Origin of the sequence: Kitasatospora sp. NPDC056783, assembly GCF_042789895.1 — a bacterium.
In the GTDB taxonomy this organism is placed as follows: domain Bacteria; phylum Actinomycetota; class Actinomycetes; order Streptomycetales; family Streptomycetaceae; genus Kitasatospora.
This window is the reverse complement of the sequence record NZ_JBHUAF010000103.1, coordinates 1-23,728: the sequence shown is the minus strand read 5'-3', so window position 1 is coordinate 23,728 and position 23,728 is coordinate 1. Positions and strand designations below refer to the sequence as shown.

The window sequence follows — 23,728 nt, the reverse complement described above, 5'->3', positions numbered from 1 at the left end:
CCGCCACGGCGGGGGCCTCGACGGCCGTCGCTTCGGTGACGGGGGCCTCGGTCTCGGCGGCGGGGGCACCGGCGGGCGCCTCGGCGCGCTTGCGGGTGCGGCGGGCCCGGACGGGCTTCTCGGCCTTCTCGCCCTTGTCCGACTTCTCGGCCTTCTCGGCGGCCTCGGCCGCCGGGGCCTGCTCGGCCTCCGGCGCGGTGACCACGACCGGAGCGGTCTCCGGCGCCCCGGCGGGGGCCTCGGCGCGCTTGCGGGTGCGGCGGGCCCGGACGGGCTTCTCGGCGACCGGCTCGGCCGTCGGCTCCGCGACCGCGGCCGGCGCGGCGGCCGTCGGCGCCTCGGCCGGCAGGACCGTCTCGGCCGCCTCGGCGGCGGCACCCTGCGGGGCACCGGCCGGGCGGGACACCGCGCGGCGACGACGACGCGGGGGCGCGGCGGACGCGCCCTCGCCGCCGGTCGCGGCGGTTTCGTTGTGTTCCGTGGCCGCAGTCTGCTGCGGATCGGTGTTATCGAGCATGCGGGTGGATCTCCCGTCAGGCCCCCGGGCTCCGCATCCGGGCACGGCGCGGCACCGATGGGCGGCCGGCATCGCGACGATGCCCGGACCGCACCTTTGGACGGTGCCGCCGCGCGGACGCGAGGCCGCACAGGGGCTCGTAGTCTCGCTCGGCGCCCCGCGTTCGGCGGGGTGTCGAAAGTCTTCTGGTCTGACCAGTCTTCTGAGGTTTTCCCAAGCTGTGCCGTCCCCCAACCCCGGGTGGCTCCCGGACGGGGTCCCGGACCGGCCGACCTTCCAGGCCGGCAGGCCCCGGGTGGCAGGCCTGCGCTGCGACGACGCTCGCTCCCCTGGGGAGCCGCGGGAACCCTGGAGGACCGTCGGGTCCAGTGAGGCACTGGACCCGGCCTCCCCCCGCTAGGCGGACGCGGTAGCGTGCGGCCCTGCGGCCGGCTCCGAGCCGACCGGAGCCGCCGCGCGGTCGAGCGCCAGCGGGTCGGTCACCGTGCCGGTCTCCTCGTCGAGCGGCCCCTGCGCCAGCCTGGTCACCTCTGCGGGGACCGGCGGCGCCAGGTCGGCCGTCGCACGGAGACCGGACAATACGTCGTCGGGTCGTACGGCGGGTGTGGCGTGTCGTACTACCAGGCGCAGTATCGCACAGGGACGGCCGGTCCGAACATCGTGGTCCGTTCCGGCCCCGGCGTCCGCACCGGCCTCGACCTGCGCCGGGACGGCCTCCAGTGCCGCCACGGCACCCCGCGCGTCGAAGACCCGCAGGCCGTTCTTGGTGCGGCGCTCGACCTCGACCCGCTCGGCGGCGAGGAAACGCGCGGCCGCCTCGGCGGCCGCGTCCGGCTCGACGCCGTCCAGCCGGACCAGCCACTCGGAGGCCTCCAGGCGCTCCACGAAGTTCGGCGTCCGCACCTCGACCGCGTCGATCACGTCCAGGCCGGCCGGCAGCGACTCGTCCAGCTGCGCCCGCAGCTGCTCCGGGTCGCGGACGGCGGCCAGGCCGATCTCCAGGTACTCCGCCTCGCTCGCCACCCCGGTCGGGGCCGCGTTCGCGTAGGAGACCTTCGGGTGCGGGGTGAAGCCGGCCGAGTAGGCCATCGGAACGGCGGACCGGCGCAGGGCGCGCTCGAAGGCGCGCTGGAAGTCGCGGTGGCTGGTGAAGCGGAGCCGGCCGCGCTTGGTGTAGCGGAGACGAATCCGCTGCACCGTCGGCGCGGGCGGCGGACCGTCGGGCGTACGGCGTGCCAGGGTCGCTCAGTCCTTAGTCAGTTGTCCCCGTCCGGCGTGGCGTCTTCCCGCCACTGTCCGGACTCTGTCACCCCAAAGGGTACGCGCCCCGTCGGCCCCCTCGCTCCGCCCCTGGTCAGGGACCGCTCCACGGCACGCCGCGACCCCCGGCCGGATCGCTCCGGCCGGGGGTCGCGAATGTGAGACGCGCTACTTGTTGACGACCGTCAGCGGCAGCATCTTCTTGCCCGTCGGGCCGATCTGGATGTGGGTGTCCATCTGGGGGCACACGCCGCAGTCGAAGCACGGCGTCCAGCGGCAGTCGTCGACCTCGACCTCCTCCAGGGCGTCCTGCCAGTCCTCCCACAGCCAGTCCTTGTCGAGGCCGCTGTCCAGGTGGTCCCAGGGCAGCACCTCCTCGTAGGAGCGCTCGCGGGTGGTGTACCAGTCGACGTCGACGCCGGTGCCGGCCAGGCCCTTCTCGGCGCAGAGCATCCAGCGGTCGTACGAGAAGTACTCGCGCCAGCCGTCGAAGCGGCCGCCGTCCTCGTAGACCGCGCGGATGACCGCGCCGACCCGGCGGTCACCGCGGGAGAGCAGGCCCTCGACGATGCCCGGCTTGCCGTCGTGGTAGCGGTAGCCGATGTTCTTGCCGTACTTGCGGTCGCCGCGGATCGAGTCGCGCAGCTTGGCCAGCCGGGCGTCGGTGGCCTCGGCGGACAGCTGCGGGGCCCACTGGAACGGGGTGTGCGGCTTGGGCACGAACCCGCCGATGGAGACGGTGCAGCGGATGTCGTTCTGCCCGGTGACCTCGCGGCCCTTCTGGATGACGTTCTTCGCCATCTCGCCGATCTGGAGCACGTCCTCGTCGGTCTCGGTGGGCAGGCCGCACATGAAGTACAGCTTCACCTGGCGCCAGCCGTTGCCGTACGCGGTGGCGACGGTGCGGATCAGGTCCTCCTCCGACACCATCTTGTTGATCACCTTGCGCATGCGCTCGCTGCCGCCCTCGGGGGCGAAGGTGAGGCCCGAGCGGCGCCCGTTGCGGGACAGCTCGTTGGCGAGGTCGATGTTGAAGGCGTCGACGCGGGTGGACGGCAGCGACAGGCCGATCTTGTCCTCGGTGTAGCGGTCCGCCAGGCCCTTGGCGATCTCGCCGATCTCGGTGTGGTCGGCGCTGGACAGCGACAGCAGGCCGACCTCCTCGAAACCGGTCGCCTTCAGCCCGCGCTCCACCATCTCGCCGATGCCGGTGATGCTTCGCTCCCGCACGGGGCGCGTGATCATGCCGGCCTGGCAGAAGCGGCAGCCGCGGGTGCAGCCGCGGAAGATCTCCACGGACATCCGCTCGTGCACCGTCTCCGCGAGCGGGACCAGCGGCTGCTTGGGGTACGGCCACTCGTCCAGGTCCATCACGGTGTGCTTGGACACCCGCCACGGCACGCCCGGCGCGTTCGGCACGACGCGGCCGATCCGGCCGTCGGCCAGGTACTCCACGTCGTAGAACCTCGGGACGTACACCCCGCCGGTGCGGGCCAGGCGCAGCAGCAGCTCGTCGCGGCCGCCCGGGCGGCCCTCGGCCTTCCAGGCGCGGATGATGTCGGTGATGTCGAGCACGGCCTGCTCGCCGTCGCCGACCACCGCCGCGTCCAGGAAGTCCGCGATCGGCTCCGGGTTGAAGGCCGCGTGGCCGCCGGCCAGGACGATCGGGTCCTCGTCGGTGCGGTCCTTGGCCTCCAGCGGGATGCCGGCCAGGTCGAGCGCGGTGAGCATGTTGGTGTAGCCGAGCTCGGTGGAGAACGACAGGCCGAAGACGTCGAAGGCCTTCACCGGGCGGTGGGCGTCCACCGTGAACTGCGGGACGCCGTGCTCGCGCATCAGCGCCTCGAGGTCCGGCCAGACGCTGTAGGTGCGCTCGGCGAGCACGCCCTCGCGCTCGTTCAGCACCTCGTAGAGGATCATGACGCCCTGGTTGGGCAGGCCGACCTCGTAGGCGTCGGGGTACATCAGCGCCCAACGGACGTCGCTCGCGTCCCAGTCCTTGACGGTCGAGTTGAGCTCGCCGCCGACGTACTGGATCGGCTTCTGGACGTGCGGGAGGAGGGCCTCCAGGCGTGGGAAGACCGATTCGACAGTCATGTACTAGGAACCCTTACGACGTGATTCGGTGCCGCGGGTCGGCACGGGAGGGGTGACCCTCAAGGGTAGCCCAATCCGGGGAACGGGCCGTCTGCCCCGGTTCACGGGACCTCCGCGCTCCGGCGCCGCCCGCACCCGACGGTGCCCGCCCCGGCACGCGCGGCGGGCGCCCGCCGGGCGGTGCCGTCCGCCGTTGACACGCCCGGACGGGCCGTGCGGTACTGACAGGGCCCCGCCAAAGAAACCTGCACCCCTTCCGGACAAGGGAGTTGAGTCGTACGCTCGGCCCTCGTCGGATTTCCCGCCGGCGTGACCCTCCCGTTCCGTCCCGGCCCGTCCGCCCTCGCCGGGCCCTGTCCCGTCGCCGTACGGTCGCCGCCCCCGGCCCGCGGCGCCCGCCCCCCGTCCCACCGCCCGCACGCCCGCGCCCGGCGGCGCACCCGCGCGCCCGCGCCCCGGCGGCCGTACGACCGGCGCAAGGAGAACCATGACCGACACCGGTCGGCGGATCCGCCCCCTCCGACCCCTCGACACCCGGCCGGCCCGCTACCCGACGCCGGCCCAGGCCGAGTCCGCCGCACGGCGGCTCGCACTGCGGCACCCGGACCGCTGCCGGCTGCGCGAGGTGGGCCGCTCCCGGGCCGGACGCCCGCTGCTGCTGCTCTCGGTGGACCGCGGCCCGCGCGCGGTGCTGGTCGTCGGCGGCCCGCACCCCAACGAGCCGATCGGCACCGCCGGGACGGTCCGGCTCGCCGAGGTGCTGCTGGACCGCCCCGCCCGCCCCGGGCTCTCCTGGCACCTGTTGCTCTGCCTCGACCCGGACGGGGCCGCGCTCAACACCGGCTGGCTGGACGGCCCGCTCACCATGCGGCGCCACTACGAGCACTTCTTCCGCCCGTCCTTCGAGGAGCAGCCCGAACTGCTGCCCTCCCCCGGCTCGGGCCGTCCGCCGATGCCGGAGAGCCTGGCGCTGACCGGTCTGATCGACGAGCTGCGTCCGTTCCTCCAGTGCTCGCTGCACGGGGTGGACTTCGGTGGCGCGTTCGTCCAGCTGACCCGTCCGGTCCGGGGCCTGGCCGGGCGCTTCGCCCGCTCCGCCGAGCGGGCCGGCGTGCCGCTGGACGTGGACTCCTACGACGCGATCGGCTGGGCCAGCCCGGACCCCGGCACCTATCTGATGCCGGCCCCGGGCGACGGGGGCTCCCGGGCGCTGCCGGACGAGCCGGAGCTGTCCACCTGGTCCTACGCGGCCCGGTACGGCGCGGTCACGGCCGTGCTGGAGGTCCCGATGTGGGCGGTCGACGCGGTCGGCGACGCCCGTCCCCACCCGGCCGGGGCGCGGGCCCTCGCGGCCGCCGCCGGCGACCTCACCACCCGCGCCGAGGAGCTCACCGCCCTGCTCCGGAGCGTCCCCGGGCACGGGCACGAGGCGTACGGCCCGCTGCTGCGCACCGTCGAGTCCAGCCTGGCGGTGGCGCCGCGGGTGGCCGAGGAGTGGCTGGAGCGCTGGGGCGCCCAGCCGCTCACCGCCTCGCGGGTGACCACCGCCGGGCTGGTCGCGGCCCGGGTGCCGCTGCGGGTCGCGTCGATCCTGCTGCGGCTGCTCGCGGACGCCCGCGGTCCCGGCGCGGAGGCGGCCCGTGACCGCGCCCGGGCCGTCGTCACCGACAGCCTGGAGCGGCTGCGGCACCGCTTCGGCGCCCGTTGGGTCCCGGTGCAGGAGCAACTGGCGCACCAGACCCGCGCCGTGCTGACCACCGCCGACTGTCTGCTGTGACCACCTCCCGGAAGGGAGAACGGGGCCGGCCCGGGAGTTCCCGGACCGGCCCCGTCTCGCGGCGCCGCGCGCTCAGGCCGCTATCGGCCGCTGGCTCCGTACCGCCTGGAGCAGCCCGATGGCGATCCAGTTGGCGAACATCGAGGAGCCGCCGTAGGACACGAACGGCAGCGGGATGCCCGCGACCGGCATGATGCCCAGGCACATCCCTATGTTCTCGAAGGCCTGGAAGGACAGCCAGGCGATGACTCCGGCCGCCACGATCGTGCCGTAGAGGTCGGTCGCCTGCCGGGCGATCCGGCAGGCCCGCCAGAGGACCACGCCGACCAACGCGATGATCGCCAGTGCCCCGATGAAGCCGAGTTCCTCGCCGGCCACGGTGAACACGAAGTCGGTCTGCTGCTCCGGCACGAACTGGCCGACGGTCTGGGTGCCGTGGAACAGCCCCTTGCCGGTCAGGCCGCCGGAGCCGATCGCGATCCGGGCCTGCGCGGTGTTGTAGCCGACGCCGTTCGGGTCCAGCTGCGGGTTGGCGAAGGCGGCGAAGCGGTCGATCTGGTACTGGCTCAGCAGCCCGAACTTCCAGATCGCCACGCATCCGGAGGTGCCCGCCACCAGCAGGCCGAGCACCCAGCGGTTGGCCGCGCCGGAGCCGAGCAGGATGCCCAGCACGATCGCGGCCATCACCATCACCGAGCCGGCGTCCGGCATCAGCAGCACTATGCCCGCGGGCAGCCCGGCCCAGAGCAGGGCCCGGAGCACCGCGCGGTGCGAGGGGAACTCCCGCTCCCCCGCGTCCACCTGGTCCGACAGCACGACCGCCATGGCCAGCACGATCGCCAGTTTGGCGAACTCGGCGGGCTGGACGGAGAAGCCGCCGCCGAGCTGGATCCACGAGTGCGCGCCGTTGATGGTCGAGCCCAGCGGGCTGAGCGTGGCCAGCAGCAGCAGGATCACGCCGACGTACAGGAACGGCACGATGGTGCGGAAGCGCCGGCTCCCTATCCCTATGACCACGGCGCACAGCACCAGGCCGACCACGAAGTTGGTCAGGTGCCGGTACAGGAAGTACTGCGGGTCCCCGTGGGTCAGCGAGTCGCGCCCTCGGGTGGCGGACCAGACCAGCAGCGAGCTGCCGACCGAGAGGGCCAGCGCGGCCAGCAGCAGTATCCAGTCCAGCCGCCACAGCGGGGAGTCCTTGGCCAGGGCCTTGGAGACTCCGCCGCGCTGCGGGGCGAGCCGCAGCTGCCGGTACGAGCCGTAGGAGGTCATGCCCGTCCCCTTCCCGGTCCGCGTACGGGTTCGAGCGCGGCGTCGGCCGCGGTGTGGGACGCCGGACGGTCGGCCGGCGGCGCCTGGTCGAGGAAGGCCGCCGCCGGGACCGCCTGTGCCGACGCCGGGTCGAGCGGCGCCGGGGCGAGGGCCGGGGCCCGGGTGCCGGGCGCCGGGTCGGTGCCGTACGAGGCCGGCTTGATGACCGCGGTGCCGTCCGGGTTGAAGGTGGGCAGCTCGGCCTGCGGCGCGGGCAGCAGTGCCTTGCCGTTGTCGATGGTGCCCTTGTCGTCGACGCCGTACAGGGCCTGGTAGATCCGGCGGATGGCGTCGCCGGATCCGCCGGAGCCGGTGCCGCCCTGGCTGATCGTCATGACGACGGCGTAGTCCTTGCTGTACGTGGTCAGCCAGGAGGTGGTCTGCTTGCCCTCGACCTCGGCGGTGCCGGTCTTGGCGTGCAGCGCGATCTTGTCCTGCGGCCAGCCGTTGAACTTCCAGGCCGCGGTGCCGCTCTTGATGACGCTCTCGGTGGCCTGGTTGATGTAGCTGAGCAGCTTCTCGTCGCCGGGGAACTTGGCGTCGGCCTGCGGGGCGATCTCGCGGACGAGGTTCCCGCCGGGGCTCATCACGGCCTTGGCGATGGTCGGCCGGTAGAAGGTGCCGCCGTTGGCCAGCGCCGAGTAGATCCGGGCCATCTGGACCGGGGTGACGAGGGTGTCGCCCTGGCCGATGGCGAAGTTGACGGCGTCACCGGCGCGCATCTGGTAGCCGTCGACGCAGTTCTCGCGGGCGATCTGGTCGGAGTAGCTGTTGCCGCCCTTCTGCCCCTGGGCGCACCAGGCGTCCTTGTTGTTGTCGTAGAAGGACTGCTTCCACTGCCGGTCCGGCACCCGGCCGGTGACCTCGGCCGGCAGGTCGATGCCGGTCTTGGCGCCGAGGCCGAACTCGTGGGCGGTCTTGAAGAACCAGTCGCCCGGGTCCTTCTTCGGCTTGATGCCGCCGTCCTTCATCCACTGGTCGTACGCCAGGCCGTAGAAGACGGTGTCGCAGGAGACCTCCAGCGCCTTCTCCAGGGAGATCTGGCCGAAGTTCTCGCTCTCGAAGTTCTTGAACTCGCGTCCGCCGATGGTCATGCTCTTCGGGCAGTCGTAGTGGCCGTCCAGCGAGTAGCCGGCCTGCACGGCGGCGGTGGTGGAGATGACCTTGAAGGTCGAGCCGGGGGCGGACTGACCCTGTATCGCCCGGTTCAGCAGCGGGAAGTTGGACTCCTTGCTGGTCAGCGACTGGTAGTCCTTGCCGCTGATGCCGCCCACCCAGAGGTTCGGGTCGTAGGTCGGGGCGCTCGCCATCGCGACGATCCGCCCGGTGTGCACGTCCATCACCACGGCGGCGCCGGAGTCGGCCTCGTAGTTGCGGTTGGTGACCTTGTCGAAGGTGTTCCGGGCGTCGGCCATGGCCTGCGCGAGGTTGTCCTCGACGACCTTCTGCACCCGGGCGTCGATGCTGGTGACCAGGTTGTCGCCGGTCTGCGGGGCGACGGTGCCGGCGGTGCCGATCACCCGGCCGAGGTTGTCCACCTCCAGCTTGGTGATGCCCGCGGTGCCGCGCAGGTCGCGGTCGTACACCGACTCCAGGCCGGCCCGGCCGATCTGGTCGGCCGGCAGGTAGCGGTCCAGGCCGGTCTTGTCGGCGGTCTTGCTGACCTCCTCGTCGGTGACCGGCGAGAGGTAGCCGAGGACCTGGGCCATGTTGGCGCCCTCGGCTCCGGTGTAGCGGCGCACGGCGGTGGGCTGCGCGGTGACTCCGGGGAAGTCCTCGCGGCGCTCCATTATCTGCATCGCCTGCTGGGTGGTCGCTTCCTTGGTGACCGGGATCGGCTGGTAGGGCGAACCGTTCCAGCAGGGCTGGGAGGTCTTGGCGTCGCAGAGCCGGACCTTCTCCTGCACGTCCTTGGCGGGCATGCCCAGCACCTCGGCGAGCCGGGCCAGGACCGCCTTGCCGCCGTCCTTCTGCTGGAGCAGCGAGGTGCGGCTGACCGAGACCACCAGGCGGGTCTCGTTGCCGGCCAGCACCCGCCCGGAGGCGTCGAGGATCTCGCCGCGGACGGCCGGCTCGACCACCTCGCGGATGTGGTTGCCGGTGGCCTTGGCGGTGTACTCCTTGGCGTTGCGGATCTGCAGGTACCACAGCCGCCCGCCGAGGGTGGCGAGCAGCGAAAGCACCAGGATCTGCAACACCACCAGCCGGATCGTCACCCGCCGGGTGCGGCCGGTCTCGGGGATGTTGCTCACGTCTCGTGCGCTCCAGGATGCGGGGAGGTCGGGAGGTCGGGGCCGGGCCCGGTTACGGGCGGCGGGCGAAGCCGGGCACGCGCCGCTTCTTGTACCCCGGGCCGGTCGAGGCCTCGCGGGTGGTGCGGTAGCGGGCCAGCGTGCCGAGGCCGGAGCCGCCCTGGTCGTCGTCGGCGGCGGCCACCGGGTCGCGCCCGAAGCGGCGGCCGAGGTACATCACCAGCGGCACCACGAAGGGCGCCAGCAGCAGGTCGTAGAGCAGGGCGCTGATGACCAGGCCGCCGAGGCCGACGTGCCGGGCCGCGGTGTCGCCGACCAGGGCGCCGACCATCGCGTACAGCAGGGTGGAGGCGACCGCCGCGGCGCCGACGACCAGCAGCGAGCCGGCCACCGAGCGCTGGCGGCCGTGGTCGGGGCGCAGCAGTCCGGCGGCGTAGCCCATCAGGCAGAGCACCAGCGCGTAGCGGCCGATCGCGTGGTCGGAGGGCGGTGCGAGGTCGGCCAGCAGGCCGCCCGCGAAGCCGACGAGGCAGCCGCCGGTGGGTCCGTAGACCATGGCGAGGCCGACCACGACGAGCAGCAGTATGTCCGGGGTGGCTCCCGGGAGCTGGAGTCGGCCGAACACGCTGACCTGGAGGATCAGGCCGAGCAGGATGAGGCCGGCGGAGACGGGGATGCGGGCGAGGCGCATGGCTCAGTTCCCCCCAGTGGGCGTGGCGGGCGGGGCGGCGGGCGCGGAGGCGGGGGCGGCGGGTTGTCCCGGGGCGGGGGCCGGCGGCAGGACGGCGTCGCGCGGGTCGGTGCGGGGCGGTACGACCACGACGCCGACCAGGTCCAGCCGGGTGAACTGGACGAAGGGCTCGACCAGGACGGTCTTGGTCAGCTGGCCGGCGTTGGCCTGGACCTCGGTGACCTTGCCGACGGGGACGCCGGGCACGAACGGGCGGCCGCTCTGCGAGCCGAAGGTGACCAGCCGGTCGCCGGCCTTGACCTGGGCCTTGCCGTTGAGCAGGGAGACCTTCATCGGGCTGTCGCCGCCGCCGGAGGCGAAGCCGATCTCGCCGGTGCCCTCCAGGCGGGTGCCGGCCGAGAAGCCGGGGTCGGAGGCGAGCAGCACGGTGGCGGTGGTCGGGGCGACGGTGGTGATCCGGCCGACCAGGCCCTGGCCGTTGATCACCGTCATGTCGCGGGTGAGGCCGTCGTCGCTGCCGGCGTCGATGGTGATGGTCCAGGAGAAGCCCTGGGCCGGGCCGATCGCGATGACCTGGGCGGCCTTGACGGTGTAGCCGCCGGTGCCGGCGGTGCGCAGCAGGTCGTCGAGTTGCCTGGTGCGGCCGGTGGCCATGTCGGAGGAGGCCAGCTTCTGCCGCAGTTCGGTGTTCTCGCGGGCGAGCTGGTCGGTGCGGCCGCTGTCGGTGGCGGCGTCGCGGAAGGCGCGGACGGTGTCGGCGACCGGGTCGACGACGGTGGCGGCGCCGCGCTCGACCGGGCCGAGGACGCCGGCGGCCGCGTGCCGGGCCGGGCCGAGCGGGGAGTCCTCACCGCCCTTGATGTCCACGGTGATCAGCGCGAAGGCGACGGCCACCAGCAGGACGAGCAGTAGCCGGCTCTCTCGGGTGTCCCTCACGGTGCTGGTACTGCCCCTTCGTACCTGGCCGCCGCCCGGGGCTGTGGTGCCCGGGCGGCGGCCCGTTGAGTCGAGTGTCGGATGTGGCGTGTGGTGCCGGTGGTGTGGCGTCCGGTCAACGACGCGGCGACGCGTCGAGCACCTGCTGGAGTGCCTCGAACTCCTCGACGCACTTGCCGGAGCCGAGCGCGACGGAGTCCAGCGGGTTCTCCGCGATGTGGATCGGCATGCCGGTCTCACGGCGCAGGCGCTCGTCCAGGCCGCGCAGCAGGGCGCCGCCGCCGGTGAGCACGATGCCCCGGTCCATGACGTCGCCGGCCAGCTCGGGCGGGCACTGGTCGAGGGTGGTCTTGACGGCGTCGATGATCGCGTTGACCGGCTCGTCGATGGCCTCGCGGACCTCCGCGGCGGAGATGACGACGGTCTTGGGCAGGCCGCTGACCAGGTCGCGGCCGCGGATCTCGGCGTGCTCGTCCTTCTCGCCCTCCAGGCCGAAGGCGCTGCCGATGCTCATCTTGATCTGCTCGGCGCTGCGCTCTCCGAGGAGCAGCGAGTACTCCTTCTTGATGTGCTGGACGATCGCGTTGTCCAGTTCGTCGCCGGCCACCCGGATGGACTGGGCGGTGACGATGCCGCCGAGGGAGATGACGGCGACCTCGGTGGTGCCGCCGCCGATGTCGACGACCATGTTGCCGGTGGCCTCGTGGACGGGCAGGCCGGCGCCGATGGCGGCGGCCATCGGCTCCTCGATGATGTGCACCTGGCGGGCGCCGGCCTGCGAGGAGGCCTCGATGACGGCGCGGCGCTCGACGCCGGTGATGCCGGAGGGCACGCAGACCACGACGCGCGGGCGGGCGAGGTAGCGGCGGCGGTGGATCTTGAGGATGAAGTACCGCAGCATCCGCTCGGTGATCTCGAAGTCGGCGATCACGCCGTCCTTGAGCGGGCGGATGGCGACGATGTTGCCCGGGGTGCGGCCGATCATCTTCTTGGCCTCGGCGCCGACGGCGAGGATGCCGCCGGTGTTGGTGTTCACCGCGACGACGGACGGCTCGTTCAGAACGATGCCCTTGCCCCTGACGTACACCAGCGTGTTGGCTGTTCCGAGGTCGATCGCCAAGTCGCGGCCGATGAACGACAGGTTGCTCGCCATGGGGTGTGGGTGCCTTCCCGGGCTCGGAGTTCATGGGGGGGGTGGACGGATGCGCGCGCCCACGCTTGGGCGGAGACCAGCTGAGCTGCCTTACCGGGCCCTTGAGTCGCGTCCATCGTAGTCACGCGGCGCGGTACGGACGTCGACGTGGGGCATGCCGTCCATTGTCCGGGGCGTGATCGCATCTCCGAGGATTGGGACGCCGTGTCGGCGCCGCCAGTTCCCTATTTCACGATAAGAATGCCCCGGCCGGGCCAATGGTCCCGACCGGGGCGGTACGAAGGTCCTCCGGGCGTGTCGCGCCCGGTTCCTCCGGGCGTGTCGCCCGGTCCGGATCAGACGTGCGCGGGGAAGAAGATCTTGATCTCGCGCTCGGCGGACTCCACCGAGTCGGAGGCGTGGATCAGGTTCTCGCGGGTGATCGTCGCGTAGTCGCCGCGGATGGTGCCGGCCCCGGCCTCCAGCGGGTTGGTGGCGCCGGCCAGCATCCGGACGCCCTTCACGACCTCCTCGCCCTCGACGATCAGCGCGATCGAGGGGCCGGAGGTCATGAACTCCAGCAGCGGCTCGTAGAACGGGCGGCCGACGTGCTCCGCGTAGTGCTCCTCCAGCGTCGCCCGGTCGAAGGTGCGCAGCTCGATGGCGGCGAAGCGCCAGCCGGCCTTGCGCTCGATGCGGCTGATGATCTCGCCGGCCAGACCGCGGCGGACGGCGTCGGGCTTGAGCAGGACGAGAGTGCGCTGGGACACGGTGCGTCTCCTGGGGATTCGGTTAGGCAGACAGTCGGGTCGACGAGCGCCGACAAGGCAGAGATTACCTTGCGTGAGCGGCGTGTCGGCTCGCCGGTACGGGCCTCAGGCCTGTACCGCGACGGCCTCGGCGGCGGCTCGGGCGGCCTTGAAGTCGTCCACCTTGCGGCCGTAGTGCACCGAGCACCACCACAGGCCGGCGAAGACCACGCCGAGTCCGAACATGGTCGGCAGGATGAAGCCGCTGGCGATCAGGCCGATCTGCAGCGCCCAGCCGATCTGCACGGCGCCGGGGCGGCTGATCATGCCGCAGAGCAGGACGCACAGCGCCATCGCGATGCCGCTGACCGTCCAGATCTCCCCGCTGGAGACATCGGAGAGCCGCATCGCGACCAGCGCCGCGAACATGATCAGCAGCGCTTCGCCGATCAGCGTCGAGGAGCAGAGCGTCCTCATGTCACTTCCTCCCGAGCAGCAGGCGGGCCTCGCCCACCGTGATGACCGAACCGGTGACCAGCACCCCGGCGCCGCCGAGGTCCCCCTCCTCCTCGGCGAGGGCGACGGCGGCGGCGATGGCGTCGTCGAGCCGGGGCTCGACCTGGACGCGGTCCTCGCCGAAGATTTCGACGGCCAGGGCCGCGAGCGCGTCGACGTCCATCGCGCGGTGGGTGGAGTTCTGGGTGATGACGACCTCGGCCAGAATCGGCTCGAAGGCCTCCAGCACGCCGGCCACGTCCTTGTCGCCGGAGGTGCCGATCACGCCGACGAGCCGGGTGAAGCCGAAGGACTCGGTGATCGCGGCGACGGTGGCGCGGGCGCCGTGCGGGTTGTGGGCGGCGTCCAGGACGATCGTGGGGCTGCGGCGGACGACCTCCAGGCGGCCCGGCGAGGAGACGCCGGAGAAGGCCTGACGGATCTTGTCCACGTCGAGCTGCCCGCCGCGCGCGCCGCCGACGCCGAAGAACGCCTCGACCGCGGCCAGGGCGAGGGCGGCGTTGTGGGCCTGGTACTCGCCGTGCAGCGGGATGAAGACGTCCTCGTACTCCTCGCCGCCGAGTCCGCGCAGTGTCACCAGCTGGCCGCCGACGGCGAGTTCACGGCGGATCACGCCGAACTCCATGCCCTCGCGGGCGACCGTGGCGTCCACCTCGACGGCGCGGCGCAGGATCTGCTGGGCGGCGTCCAGCTGCTGCTGGGCGACGACCGCGACGGCGCCGGACTTGATGATCCCGGACTTCTCGACGGCGATCTCGCCGGTGGTCTCGCCGAGCTTGTCGGTGTGGTCCAGCCCGATCGGGGTGATCACCGCGACGGCGGCGTCGATGACGTTGGTGGCGTCCCAGGAGCCGCCCATGCCGACCTCGACCACGGCGACGTCCACCGGGGCGTCGGCGAAGGCCGCGTAGGCCATGCCGGTCAGCACCTCGAAGAAGGACATCGCCACCGGCTGCGCCGCGTCGACCATCCGCACGTAGGGCTCGATGTCGCGGTAGACCTCGACGAAGCGCTCGGGGGTGATCGGGGCGCCGTCCAGGCTGATCCGCTCGGTGACGGACTCCACGTGCGGGCTGGTGTAGCGGCCGGTGCGCAGCTCGAAGGTGTTGAGCAGTTGCTCGATCATCCGGGCGGTGGAGGTCTTGCCGTTGGTGCCGGTGATGTGGATGGAGGGGAAGGACCGCTGGGGCTGGCCCAGGATGTCCATCAGCGCCTCGATCCGGTCGAGCGAGGGCTCCAGCTTGTTCTCCGGCCAGCGCTTGGAGAGCTCCACCTCGACGTCGCGCAGGGCGTCGCCGGTGTCGCCGTCGGCGGGGCGGAGGGTGTACGGGTTCGGGTCGGCCTTGTCGCTCACGACCACAGTCTACGGAGCGCTGGCGGGTCGTCCTCACGGGGTGAGAACGACCACTTTGTCCGCTCCTTCCCATGATCATCCAATTTCCTCCACTTACTATCGATTTGGCGATTTGAACTGCAACGGAGCATCGATTCGCAACCAATAGGAGCCGCCAGCCTTTGATCACGAGGAGCACTGCGCCATGCCCGACGCCCTGCACGAATGGATCGCGCTTCGCGAGGACGCCGTCGTCTGGGTCGCCGCACTGATCTCGCCGGCCCTCGTCGGCTACATGGCCGTGGTCTTCGGACGCTTCCTCGTGTACTGGGCCGGCTCCCGGCACGCCTTCCGGCACAACCGCCCCGCCGAACCCGGCGACCCCACCGCCCTCGACTGGCACCTGGTGATCCCCTGCCGCGACGAGGAGGCCGTCGTCACCCGGACCCTGGACGGCCTGCGGGCCGGCGCGCCCGAGGCCCACCTGTGGGTGATCGACGACGACAGCGAGGACGCCACCCGCGAACTGGTGCTCGCCGCCGCGGCCCGCGACCCGCGCGTCCACCTGGTCCAGCGCCGCCGCCCGCACGCCCGGATCGGCAAGGGCGCCGCCCTCAACGCCGCCTACCGGGAGGTCTCCGCCTGGCTGCCCGCCGACACCGACCGCTCCCGGGTGGTGATCGGCGTGGTCGACGCCGACGGGCAGCTCGACCCGGGCACCCTCGCCCAGGTCTGCAACGCCAAGGCGCTCGGCCGGCCCGACACCGGCGCCGTCCAGATCGGCGTCCGGATGCGCGACGCCGACGACCGGCTCCCGCTGCCCGGCCGCGGCCGGGCAGCCAACGCCCTGGCCCGCGCGCTGGTGCGGATGCAGGACATCGAGTTCCAGGCCAACAACACCGGCATGCAGCTGCTGCGCCGGCGCACCGGCAGCGTCGGCCTCGGCGGCAACGGCCAGTTCGTCCGGCTCACCGCCCTCGACTCGCTGACCGCCGAGGAAGGCCGGGCCGGGCGCCCCTGGCCGGAGCGCGCCCTGCTGGAGGACTACGAGTCCGGCCTCGACCTGCGGCTGGCCGGCTGGCGGCTCACCCACGTCACCGAGGCCCAGGTCTCCCAGGAGGCCCTGATCTCGCCGCGCCGCTTCCTCACCCAGCGCACCCGCTGGGCCCAGGGCAACATGCAGTGCCTGCGCTACACCGGCCGGGTGCTGCGCTCGCCGCACTACACCCCGGCCGGCAAGGCCGAGGTGCTGTACACCTTCCTCCAGCCGGTGGTCTGCGTGCTGCTGGTGCTGCTCCTCCCGCTCTCGCTCGGGATCACCGGCGCCGGGCTGGCGCTCTTCCCCGAGGAGACCGCCGAGTTCCACCTCCGGTTCGGCCCGTGGATGCTGCTGGTCTTCGCGCTCGCCACGCTGCCGATGGTGCTCTGGGGCTTCGCTTACCGCCGGTTCGTCCACCCCGACCGCTCCCGGCTCACCGGGCTGCTCTGGGGCGTCCTGGTCTGGGTCTACGCCTACCACCTGTTCGTGGTCGCCACCCGGGCCGCCGTCCGGATGCTGCTCGGCCGCAACGGCTGGGCCAAGACCCGCCGCAACGCCGAGAAGGTCGCGCTCGGCGCCCCCACCGCGCTCGAGTCCTGAGCCCTCCCCGACTCCCCCGCACGCCGTCCCTCCGGAGCCCCGCATGAGCATGTGCCTGCCCCCGTCCAGCGTCGCCGTCGTCCTCGGCACCCGCCCCGAACTGGTCAAGCTCGCCCCGCTGATCCACGAACTCGGCGACGCCACCCGGCTGGTGCACACCGGCCAGCACTGGGACGAGGCGATGTCCGGCCGCTTCCTGCGGGACCTCGACCTGCCCCGGCCCGAGCTGCTCACCGGGGTCGGCGGCCGCCCCCGGGCCGGCCAGATCGCCCAGTCGCTGGGCCAGTTGGACGCCGCCTTCGCCGAGGACCGCCCCGCCGCCGTGGTCGTCCAGGGCGACACCAACGCCACCCTGGCCGGGGCGCTGGCCGCCAACGCCCGGCAGATCCCACTGGTCCACGTCGAGGCCGGGCTGCGCAGCTTCGACCGGGCGATGCCCGAGGAGCACAACCGGGTGATGGTCGACCACGTCTCCGACCTGCTCTGCGCCGCCACCGGGGAGAACGTCGCGAACCTGCGCGCCGAGTCGCTGGCCGAGGAGCGGATCGCGCTCACCGGCAACACCGTCGTCGAGGTGGTCCGCCGTCAGCTGCCGGACCGGGCCGCCCGCGCCGCGCTGCTCGCCGCCCACGGGCTGCGCCCGGACGGGTACGCGCTGGCCACCGTTCACCGCCCGGAGAACACCGACACCGCCGAGGCGCTCGGCGCGGTGCTCGCCGAGCTGGACGGGATCGCCCGGAGCGGCACCCCGGTGCTGTTCCCGATGCACCCGCGCACCCGGGCCGCCGTCGAGCGGTTCGGCCTGGACGGCCTGCTGGAACGCCTCGCCGTCACCGGCCCGGTCGGCTACGGCGACTTCCTGGGCCTGGCGAGCCACGCCGCGCTGCTGGTCTCCGACTCCGGCGGCGTGCAGGAGGAGTGCACCGTGCTCGGCCGCCCGCTGCTGGTGGTGCGCCGCTCCACCGAGCGCCCGGAGGCCGTGGAGGCCGGCTTCGCCGCGCTGGTGCCGCCGGGCGGGGAACTGGGCGCCCTGGCCCGCGCCTGGCTCTCCGACACCCCCGAACGGCTCGCCCGCCTGGCGGCCACCCCGAGCCCGTACGGCGACGGCCTGGCCTCGGCCCGGATCGCCGCGCTGACCGCCGCCCTCGCCGGACCCACCGAAGCGCGAGACCTGCCAAAGGCCGCCTAGGTACTCTTGACAGTCGGATTGGTCTACTCCACCTTGTGAGGCAAGTCTCCGTTCCCGACCGGGACTTGAGTTGTCGGTAGCTCCCGCACGCGCACATCGACACCCCGGACGGTGTTCCTCCCCCACGAGGCGCCGCCGGGCCTCCCCCACTGGAGATGGAGTCATGCCACCTGCCCGACACCGGCGCCCGCGCGCCCTCCGTCCGCTGCTCGCCGGCGCCAGTGCCATCGCCCTCGGCCTGAGCGGGCTCGCACTCGCCGACGGCACCGGCGCCCACGCCGCGGATTCCGACCTGATCACCAACGGCGGCTTCGAGACCGGCGACCTGTCCGGCTGGACCTGTTCGAACGGCACCGTCCAGACCACCGCGCACTCCGGCTCGTACGCGCTGCGGTCGACCCCGGCCGGGAGCGACACCGGCGAGTGCACCCAGACCGTCTCGGTGAAGCCCTCCTCCTCGTACACCCTGAGCTCCTGGGTACAGGGCTCGTACGTCTACCTGGGCGCCCGCGGCACCGGCGGAACCGACCCGAGCACCTGGACCCCCGGCGGCAGCAGCTGGAGCCAGCTGAGCACCAGCTTCACCACCGGCCCGAACACCACCAGCGTCACCGTCTACCTGCACGGCTGGTACGGACAGCCGGCCTTCCTCGCCGACGACGTCTCGCTGCTCGGGCCCGGCGGCCCGCAGCCCTCCCCGAGCCCGACCCCCACCGCCACCGCCACCGCCACCGCCTCACCGAGCCCGACGGACCCCGGCAGCCCCTCCCCCACCGACCCCGGCACCGGGAGCCCGACCCCCACCTCCACCGGCAAGCCGCCGAACCTGCCCAAGCACATCCTCACCGGCTACTGGCAGAACTTCGACAACGGCGCCACCGTCCAGCGGATCAGCGACGTCCCGGCCGCCTACGACATCATCGCGGTCTCCTTCGCGGACGCCACGGCCACCCGCGGCGGCCTGAGCTTCACCCTCGACCCCGCCCTCTCCACCCGCCTCGGCGGCTACACCGACGCCCAGTTCAAGGCCGACATCGCGGCCAAGCGGGCGGCCGGAAAGCGGGTGGTGCTCTCGATCGGCGGCCAGAACGGCACCGTCTGGGTGGGTGATTCCGCCTCCGCCGCGACCTTCACCAGCACCGCCTGGGCGCTGATGCAGAGTTACGGCTTCGACGGGATCGACATCGACCTGGAGAACGGCATCAGCTCCACCTACATGGGCCAGGCGCTGCACGCCCTGGCGGCGAAGGCGGGGAGCGGATTCATCCTCACCATGGCGCCGCAGACGATCGACATGCAGTCGACCGGCATGGAGTACTTCAAGCTGGCGCTGAACGTGAAGGACATCCTCACCATCGTCAACATGCAGTACTACAACTCCGGTGCGATGAACGGCTGCGACGGGAACGTCTACTCCCAGGGCACCGAGAACTTCCTCACCGGACTGGCCTGCATCCAGCTCAAGGGCGGGCTGCGGCCCGACCAGGTCGGCCTCGGGGTACCGGCCTCCACCAGCGCCGCGGGCGGCGGCTACCTCGCCGCCGGCACCGTCAACAACGCGCTGGACTGCCTGGCCTCCGGCACCAACTGCGGGAGCTACAAGCCGGACACCACCTGGCCGGGCATCGGCGGCGCGATGACCTGGTCGACCAACTGGGACGCCAAGGCGGGCAACCCGGTCGCGAACACCATCGGCTCGCACCTGCACGCCATGCCGTAGGGCGGGCCCGGAGGCCCGGGCCGGGGTCAGACTCCGGCCCGGGCCTCCGGCACGTGCGCCGCCGCACCGTTGCGACGGCGCAACTCGGCGGTGATCTCGGCCAGTTCACCGTCCGGCAGCAACGGCAGCATCATCGCGACGCCCTGGAGCAGACCGCCGAGCAGGAAGGTGGTGTCGGGCGTCGCGGCGACCAGACCGCGCACCTCGGCCACCTCGCCGGCCGCCACCGCCTCGATCAGCTGGGCGGCGTCCGCGGTCTCCTCGTCCACGTCGACCGCGCCGGTGTCGTCCGGGGCGCGCCGGGCCATCGCCCGCAGCACCCGGTCCCCGACCTCGGGGGCGTACGCCTTGCGGACGGCCTCGGCGGCGATCCAGGTGAGCAGGGTGGTCACCTCGCGCTCGGCGTGCTCCGCGAGCAGCAGGTCCAGCTCCGTGTCGAACGCGAGCTGGTTCCCGTGCCGGAAGGCGAGCAACAGGGTCGCCGCCCTGGCCTTGGCCTCCTCGACCGCCTCGGCAGGCAGTTCGTCGGCCAACTCCTCGGTCACCACCACGCCGTGCCCTCCCGTCCGTCGCTCAGCTGGAACGCTCAGCGGAAACGCCCATTCGGAAACTCCGTGCACACGGTACACAGCGGACCTGGAAACTTCCGCGAACGCGCGCGGGCAAGACCGGAATCAATTCGCTCGGAATAGGACCTCACCCGGTCGCAGGATGATAATTCGCCGGAAGGGAGCAATGTTGCTGGGCTATTAGGCGTAGGGAAAACGACCCGGGAAGCACGGCCCGGAACCGAACGGAACCGAACCGGAACCGAACCGGAAAACGCCGAGGGGCCGCACCCCGCGCGTCGCGGAGTACGGCCCCTCGGCGGAACCGGCGGCTCAGCCCTGCGGCAGCGCCGCCAGCTGGGCGGTGATCCGGGCGATGTCGGCCTCGGCGGCCTCCCGGCGGCCACGGATCTTGGCGACCACCTCGTCCGGCGCCTTGGCGAGGAACGCCTCGTTGCCGAGCTTGGCGGTGGTCTGGGCCTTCTCCTTCTCGGCGGCCGCGAGGTCCTTGGCCAGGCGCTTGCGCTCGGCCGCGACGTCGATGGTGCCGGAGAGGTCCAGCGCCACGGTCGCGCCGGCGACCGGCAGCGAGGCGGTGGCCACGAAGCCCTCCTCGGGGACGGTCAGCCGCAGCAGCGAGCGGATCGCGTCCTCGTGGACGGCCGGCACGGTGCCGGCCAGCTCCAGCTGGGCCGGGACCCGCTGCGCCGGCTGGAGGCCCTGGTCCGAACGGAACCGGCGGACCTCGGTGACCACCTGCTGGAGCGTGGCGATCTCCGACTCGGCGGCCGCGTCACGGTAGCCGCTGTCCTTCGGCCACTCGGTGACGACCAGCGACTCGGCGCCGGTGAGCGCCGTCCACAGCGCCTCGGTGACGAACGGGACGACCGGGTGCAGCAGCCGCAGCGTGACGTCCAGGACCTCACCGAGCACCCGGCGCGAGGCGTCCGCCTGCGGGCCGCCCTTGGCCAGGGTGGTCTTGGAGAGCTCGACGTACCAGTCGAAGACCTCGTCCCAGGCGAAGTGGTACAGCGCGTCGGTGGCCTTGGCGAACTGGAAGTCGTCGTAGAGCGCGTCCACCTCGGCGACGGTGGCGTTCAGCCGCGACAGGATCCAGCGGTCGACCGCGGTCAGCTCCTCCGGCGCGGGCAGCGGGCCCTCGACGGTGGCGCCGTTCATCAGCGCGAAGCGGGTCGCGTTCCAGATCTTGTTGCAGAAGTTGCGCGAGCCCTTGACCCAGTCCTCGCCGATCGGCACGTCGGCGCCCGGGTTGGCACCACGGGCCAGGGTGAAGCGGACGGCGTCGGCGCCGTAGGCGTCCATCCAGTCCAGCGGGTCCACCGCGGTGCCGGAGGACTTCGACATCTTCTTGCCGAACTCGTCGCGCACCAGACCGGTCAGGGCGACGGTCTTGAACGGCGCCTCGCCGTCCATCGCGTACAGGCCGAACATCATCATCCGGGCGACCCAGAAGAAGATGATGTCGTGGCCGGTCACCAGGACGTCGGTCGGGTAGAACTTCTCGAGGTCGGCGGTCTTCTCCGGCCAGCCGAGCGTGGAGAACGGCCACAGGCCGGAGGAGAACCAGGTGTCCAGGACGTCCGGGTCCTGGTGCCAGCCCTCACCCGTCGGCGGCTGCTCGTCCGGTCCGACGCAGACGACCTCGCCCTCGGGGCCGTACCAGACCGGAATCCGGTGGCCCCACCAGAGCTGGCGCGAGATGCACCAGTCGTACATGTTGTCGACCCAGTCGAAGTAGCGGCGCTCCAGCTCCTTCGGGTGGATCTCCACCTTGCCGTCGCGGACGGCGTCGCCGGCGGCCTTGGCCAGCGGCTCGACCTTGACCCACCACTGCAGCGACAGTCGCGGCTCGACCACCGTGTGGCAGCGCGAGCAGTGGCCCACGGCGTGCATGTACGGGCGCTTCTCGGCGACGATCCGGCCCTGCTCGCGCAGTGCGCCGACGACGGCCGAACGGGCCTCCATCCGGTCCATGCCGAGGAAGGGGCCGTGCACGGTGATCGCACCGCACTCGTCCATGACCGTCAGGTTGGGCAGGTCGTGGCGCTGGCCGATCGCGAAGTCGTTCGGGTCGTGCGCCGGCGTCACCTTGACGGCGCCGGTGCCGAACTCCGGGTCGACGTGCTCGTCCGCGATGACCGGGATCTCCCGGTCGGTCAGCGGCAGCTTGATGGTGCGGCCGACCAGGTGCTTGTAGCGCTCGTCCTCGGGGTGGACGGCCACCGCGGTGTCGCCCAGCATCGTCTCGGCCCGGGTGGTGGCGACGATGATCGAGTCGTCACCCTCGCCGTAGCGGATCGAGACCAGCTCGCCCGGCGTCTCCTCGTGCTCGACCTCGATGTCGGACAGCGCGGTCAGACAGCGCGGGCACCAGTTGATGATGCGCTCGGCGCGGTAGATCAGGCCGTCGTCGAAGAGCCGCTTGAAGATGGTCTGGACGGCCTGGGACAGGCCCTCGTCCATGGTGAAGCGCTCGCGCGACCAGTCCACGCCGTCGCCGAGGCGGCGCATCTGGCCGAGGATGCGGCCGCCGTAGCTCTTCTTCCACTCCCAGACCTTCTCGACGAAGGCCTCCCGGCCCAGGTCGTGCCGGGAGAGGCCCTCCTCGGCGAGCTGCTGCTCGACCTTGTTCTGGGTGGCGATGCCGGCGTGGTCCATGCCCGGCAGCCAGAGCGTCTCGAAGCCCTGCATGCGCTTGCGGCGGGTCAGCGCGTCCATCAGCGTGTGCTGGAAGGCGTGGCCCAGGTGCAGGACGCCGGTGACGTTCGGCGGGGGGATGACGATCGTGTACGCGGGCTTGTCGCTCTTCGCGTCCGCGGTGAAGTACCCACGGTCCACCCAGCGCTCGTACAGCTCGCCCTCTACGTCCGCGGGGGTGTAGGTCGTCGGGAGGGTGGCTGCTTCGTCCCCGGCAAAGGTGCTCACGGGGCGCTGGTTCGTCGTGTCGGTCACGACGCACAGTTTACGTAACCGGAGGCATGGGTCACGAACCGCTTTCGGTCCGCGGGCCCCGCCGCGACCGGGCCGCCCCGGCCGGGCACCGTACGGTAGCGTGCCCGGACGCTCCTCCGGCCGGCCGGAGGAGCGTCCGGAACGACTGGACACCACGACAGGCCGCGGGTGCGGCGGGGGAGCACGAACGCAGATGTACGGCCAGGGACAGCAGTATCCGCAGGGACAGCCACAGCCCTACGGCGGCCAGCCGCCGTACGGCCAACCGCCGCAGCAGCCCTACGGGCCGCCCCAGCCCCAGTACGGCCAGCCGCAGCCCTACGGCGGTCAGCCCCCGTACGGCCAGCCACCGCAGCAGCCCTACGGCGCGCCCCAGCAGCCGTACGGGCAGCCGCCGCAGGCGCCGTACGGCCAGCCGGGCTACCCGCCGCCGCAGCCGCCGAAGGGCAAGGGCGGGCTGGTCGTCGGGCTGGTCGTCGGCGCCCTGGTGCTGGGCGGCGGCGGCTTCGCCGCGTGGAAGTTCCTCGGCGGCGACGCGGGCGGCCAGTACAAGCTCAGCGCCCCGCAGACGCTGCTGGACGGCTACGTCCAGAAGTCGGCGAAGGAGGAGGCCGCCGACATGAGCAAGCCCGAGGTCGCGAAGGTCGGCAAGGACCTCCACGCGGTGGTCGCCAGCTACAGCAAGGGCACCGACGTCAAGAACATGGAGTCGCTCTCGGTGATCGGGATCTACGGCGACCTCGACGACCCGGACCAGATCGTCGCGGACTCCAAGAAGGACAGCGGCGGGGTGACCTGGACCACGCCGATGACCGACTACCCCGCGAAGGACGCCAAGGCCTCCGCCGGCAAGCTCAGCTGCGGCGTGCTCAGCGTCATCGCGGGCAAGGCCGGACCGACGGTCTGCGTCTGGGCGGACAAGTCCACCTACGGCCGGGTCACCTTCACCAAGATCAGCCTGGGCAGCACCGGCAGCGACGGCCCGCAGGGCATCACCCCGGACCAGGCCGCGGAGCGGACCCGGGCCATCCGCGACGCCATGAAGGTCGCGAAGTAACGCGCACGGCACGCGAGAAGGGGCGCCGCAC

General features: G+C 72.4%; 17 protein-coding genes and 1 pseudogene. 5 read left to right on the top strand and 13 right to left on the bottom strand.

Going from position 1 to position 23,728, the window contains the following annotated elements; translation table 11 throughout:
• The 3 genes and pseudogenes from ACFRMQ_RS17355 to ACFRMQ_RS17345 all read right to left on the bottom strand — a co-directional run.
• Positions 1 to 517: pseudogene (locus tag ACFRMQ_RS17355) on the bottom strand (ribonuclease E/G); the annotation flags it as partial.
• Between the two features lie 396 nt (positions 518 to 913).
• Positions 914 to 1,714: a TIGR03936 family radical SAM-associated protein gene (locus tag ACFRMQ_RS17350; RefSeq protein WP_380731316.1), complete on the bottom strand. Its 801-nt coding sequence runs from the start codon at positions 1,712 to 1,714 to the stop codon at positions 914 to 916.
• A 231-nt stretch (positions 1,715 to 1,945) separates the two neighbouring features.
• Entirely contained in the window at positions 1,946 to 3,874 is a 1,929-nt protein-coding gene (locus tag ACFRMQ_RS17345; RefSeq protein ID WP_380731315.1) for a TIGR03960 family B12-binding radical SAM protein, read from the bottom strand.
• A gap of 487 nt (positions 3,875 to 4,361) precedes the next feature.
• Between ACFRMQ_RS17345 and ACFRMQ_RS17340 the strand changes: the two genes are divergently transcribed.
• Positions 4,362 to 5,651, top strand: coding sequence for a M14 family zinc carboxypeptidase (locus ACFRMQ_RS17340; RefSeq protein WP_380731314.1), 1,290 nt, complete (start codon positions 4,362 to 4,364; stop codon positions 5,649 to 5,651).
• Positions 5,652 to 5,723: 72 nt separating this feature from the next.
• Here ACFRMQ_RS17340 and rodA read toward each other — a convergent pair whose 3' ends face one another.
• The 8 genes from rodA to ACFRMQ_RS17300 form a co-directional block, all read right to left on the bottom strand.
• Positions 5,724 to 6,923 carry a rod shape-determining protein RodA gene (gene rodA / locus ACFRMQ_RS17335; RefSeq protein ID WP_380731313.1) on the bottom strand — a complete coding sequence of 400 codons (1,200 nt, stop codon included), beginning with the start codon at positions 6,921 to 6,923 and terminating at the stop codon, positions 5,724 to 5,726.
• Positions 6,920 to 9,214, bottom strand: coding sequence for a penicillin-binding protein 2 (gene mrdA, locus ACFRMQ_RS17330; protein ID WP_380731312.1), 2,295 nt, complete (start codon positions 9,212 to 9,214; stop codon positions 6,920 to 6,922). The genes rodA and mrdA overlap by 4 nt, the downstream gene beginning before the upstream one ends.
• A 52-nt stretch (positions 9,215 to 9,266) precedes the next feature.
• On the bottom strand, positions 9,267 to 9,905 hold the full coding sequence (gene mreD, locus ACFRMQ_RS17325) for a rod shape-determining protein MreD (RefSeq protein WP_380731311.1): 639 nt from the start codon (positions 9,903 to 9,905) through the stop codon (positions 9,267 to 9,269).
• A 3-nt stretch (positions 9,906 to 9,908) separates the two neighbouring features.
• Entirely contained in the window at positions 9,909 to 10,841 is a 933-nt protein-coding gene (gene mreC, locus ACFRMQ_RS17320; RefSeq protein ID WP_380731310.1) for a rod shape-determining protein MreC, read from the bottom strand.
• A gap of 115 nt (positions 10,842 to 10,956) precedes the next feature.
• Positions 10,957 to 11,982, bottom strand: a complete 1,026-nt coding sequence (locus ACFRMQ_RS17315) for a rod shape-determining protein (RefSeq protein WP_049648984.1) — start codon at positions 11,980 to 11,982, stop codon at positions 10,957 to 10,959.
• Positions 11,983 to 12,329: 347 nt separating this feature from the next.
• Entirely contained in the window at positions 12,330 to 12,743 is a 414-nt protein-coding gene (gene ndk / locus ACFRMQ_RS17310; protein WP_380697407.1) for a nucleoside-diphosphate kinase, read from the bottom strand.
• A gap of 105 nt (positions 12,744 to 12,848) precedes the next feature.
• On the bottom strand, positions 12,849 to 13,199 hold the full coding sequence (locus ACFRMQ_RS17305) for a DUF4233 domain-containing protein (protein ID WP_380731309.1): 351 nt from the start codon (positions 13,197 to 13,199) through the stop codon (positions 12,849 to 12,851).
• A 1-nt stretch (position 13,200) separates the two neighbouring features.
• The gene (locus ACFRMQ_RS17300) at positions 13,201 to 14,592 is read right to left on the bottom strand and encodes a bifunctional folylpolyglutamate synthase/dihydrofolate synthase (protein ID WP_380731308.1); all 1,392 of its coding nucleotides are present in this window, start codon (positions 14,590 to 14,592) and stop codon (positions 13,201 to 13,203) included.
• A 184-nt stretch (positions 14,593 to 14,776) separates the two neighbouring features.
• On the opposite strand from ACFRMQ_RS17300, the gene ACFRMQ_RS17295 reads away from it, so the two are divergent.
• From ACFRMQ_RS17295 to ACFRMQ_RS17285, 3 genes are all read left to right on the top strand, one after another.
• Entirely contained in the window at positions 14,777 to 16,210 is a 1,434-nt protein-coding gene (locus ACFRMQ_RS17295) for a glycosyltransferase family 2 protein (RefSeq protein WP_380731307.1), read from the top strand.
• 49 nt (positions 16,211 to 16,259) lie between these two features.
• A complete protein-coding gene (wecB, locus tag ACFRMQ_RS17290) occupies positions 16,260 to 17,399 on the top strand; it encodes a non-hydrolyzing UDP-N-acetylglucosamine 2-epimerase (RefSeq protein WP_380731317.1) in 1,140 nt (379 codons plus the stop codon).
• A 163-nt stretch (positions 17,400 to 17,562) separates the two neighbouring features.
• Positions 17,563 to 19,119, top strand: a complete 1,557-nt coding sequence (locus ACFRMQ_RS17285; protein WP_380731306.1) for a chitinase — start codon at positions 17,563 to 17,565, stop codon at positions 19,117 to 19,119.
• A gap of 26 nt (positions 19,120 to 19,145) precedes the next feature.
• On the opposite strand, the gene ACFRMQ_RS17280 is transcribed toward ACFRMQ_RS17285, so the two are convergent.
• Together ACFRMQ_RS17280 and ACFRMQ_RS17275 are read right to left on the bottom strand one after the other, a co-directional pair.
• Positions 19,146 to 19,670 (bottom strand): hypothetical protein, encoded by a 525-nt coding sequence (locus ACFRMQ_RS17280; RefSeq protein WP_380731305.1) that lies wholly within the window; start codon positions 19,668 to 19,670, stop codon positions 19,146 to 19,148.
• A gap of 330 nt (positions 19,671 to 20,000) precedes the next feature.
• The gene (locus ACFRMQ_RS17275) at positions 20,001 to 22,640 is read right to left on the bottom strand and encodes a valine--tRNA ligase (protein ID WP_380731304.1); all 2,640 of its coding nucleotides are present in this window, start codon (positions 22,638 to 22,640) and stop codon (positions 20,001 to 20,003) included.
• 193 nt (positions 22,641 to 22,833) lie between these two features.
• Here ACFRMQ_RS17275 and ACFRMQ_RS17270 point away from each other — a divergent pair, with 193 nt between their 5' ends.
• Positions 22,834 to 23,697 (top strand): hypothetical protein, encoded by an 864-nt coding sequence (locus tag ACFRMQ_RS17270; RefSeq protein WP_380731303.1) that lies wholly within the window; start codon positions 22,834 to 22,836, stop codon positions 23,695 to 23,697.
• Positions 23,698 to 23,728 lie beyond the last annotated feature (31 nt).

Excerpts from the sequence above, each read along its gene's own strand:
- ACFRMQ_RS17340 (WP_380731314.1), top strand. The coding sequence starts at position 4,362 with ATGACCGACACCGGTCGGCGGATCCGCCCCCTCCGACCCCTCGACACC.
- ACFRMQ_RS17285 (WP_380731306.1), top strand. The coding sequence starts at position 17,563 with ATGCCACCTGCCCGACACCGGCGCCCGCGCGCCCTCCGTCCGCTGCTC.
- rodA (WP_380731313.1), bottom strand. The coding sequence starts at position 6,923 with ATGACCTCCTACGGCTCGTACCGGCAGCTGCGGCTCGCCCCGCAGCGC.
- ACFRMQ_RS17295 (WP_380731307.1), top strand. The coding sequence starts at position 14,777 with ATGCCCGACGCCCTGCACGAATGGATCGCGCTTCGCGAGGACGCCGTC.
- mreD (WP_380731311.1), bottom strand. The coding sequence starts at position 9,905 with ATGCGCCTCGCCCGCATCCCCGTCTCCGCCGGCCTCATCCTGCTCGGC.
- ACFRMQ_RS17305 (WP_380731309.1), bottom strand. The coding sequence starts at position 13,199 with ATGAGGACGCTCTGCTCCTCGACGCTGATCGGCGAAGCGCTGCTGATC.
- ACFRMQ_RS17270 (WP_380731303.1), top strand. The coding sequence starts at position 22,834 with ATGTACGGCCAGGGACAGCAGTATCCGCAGGGACAGCCACAGCCCTAC.
- ACFRMQ_RS17345 (WP_380731315.1), bottom strand. The coding sequence starts at position 3,874 with ATGACTGTCGAATCGGTCTTCCCACGCCTGGAGGCCCTCCTCCCGCAC.
- wecB (WP_380731317.1), top strand. The coding sequence starts at position 16,260 with ATGTGCCTGCCCCCGTCCAGCGTCGCCGTCGTCCTCGGCACCCGCCCC.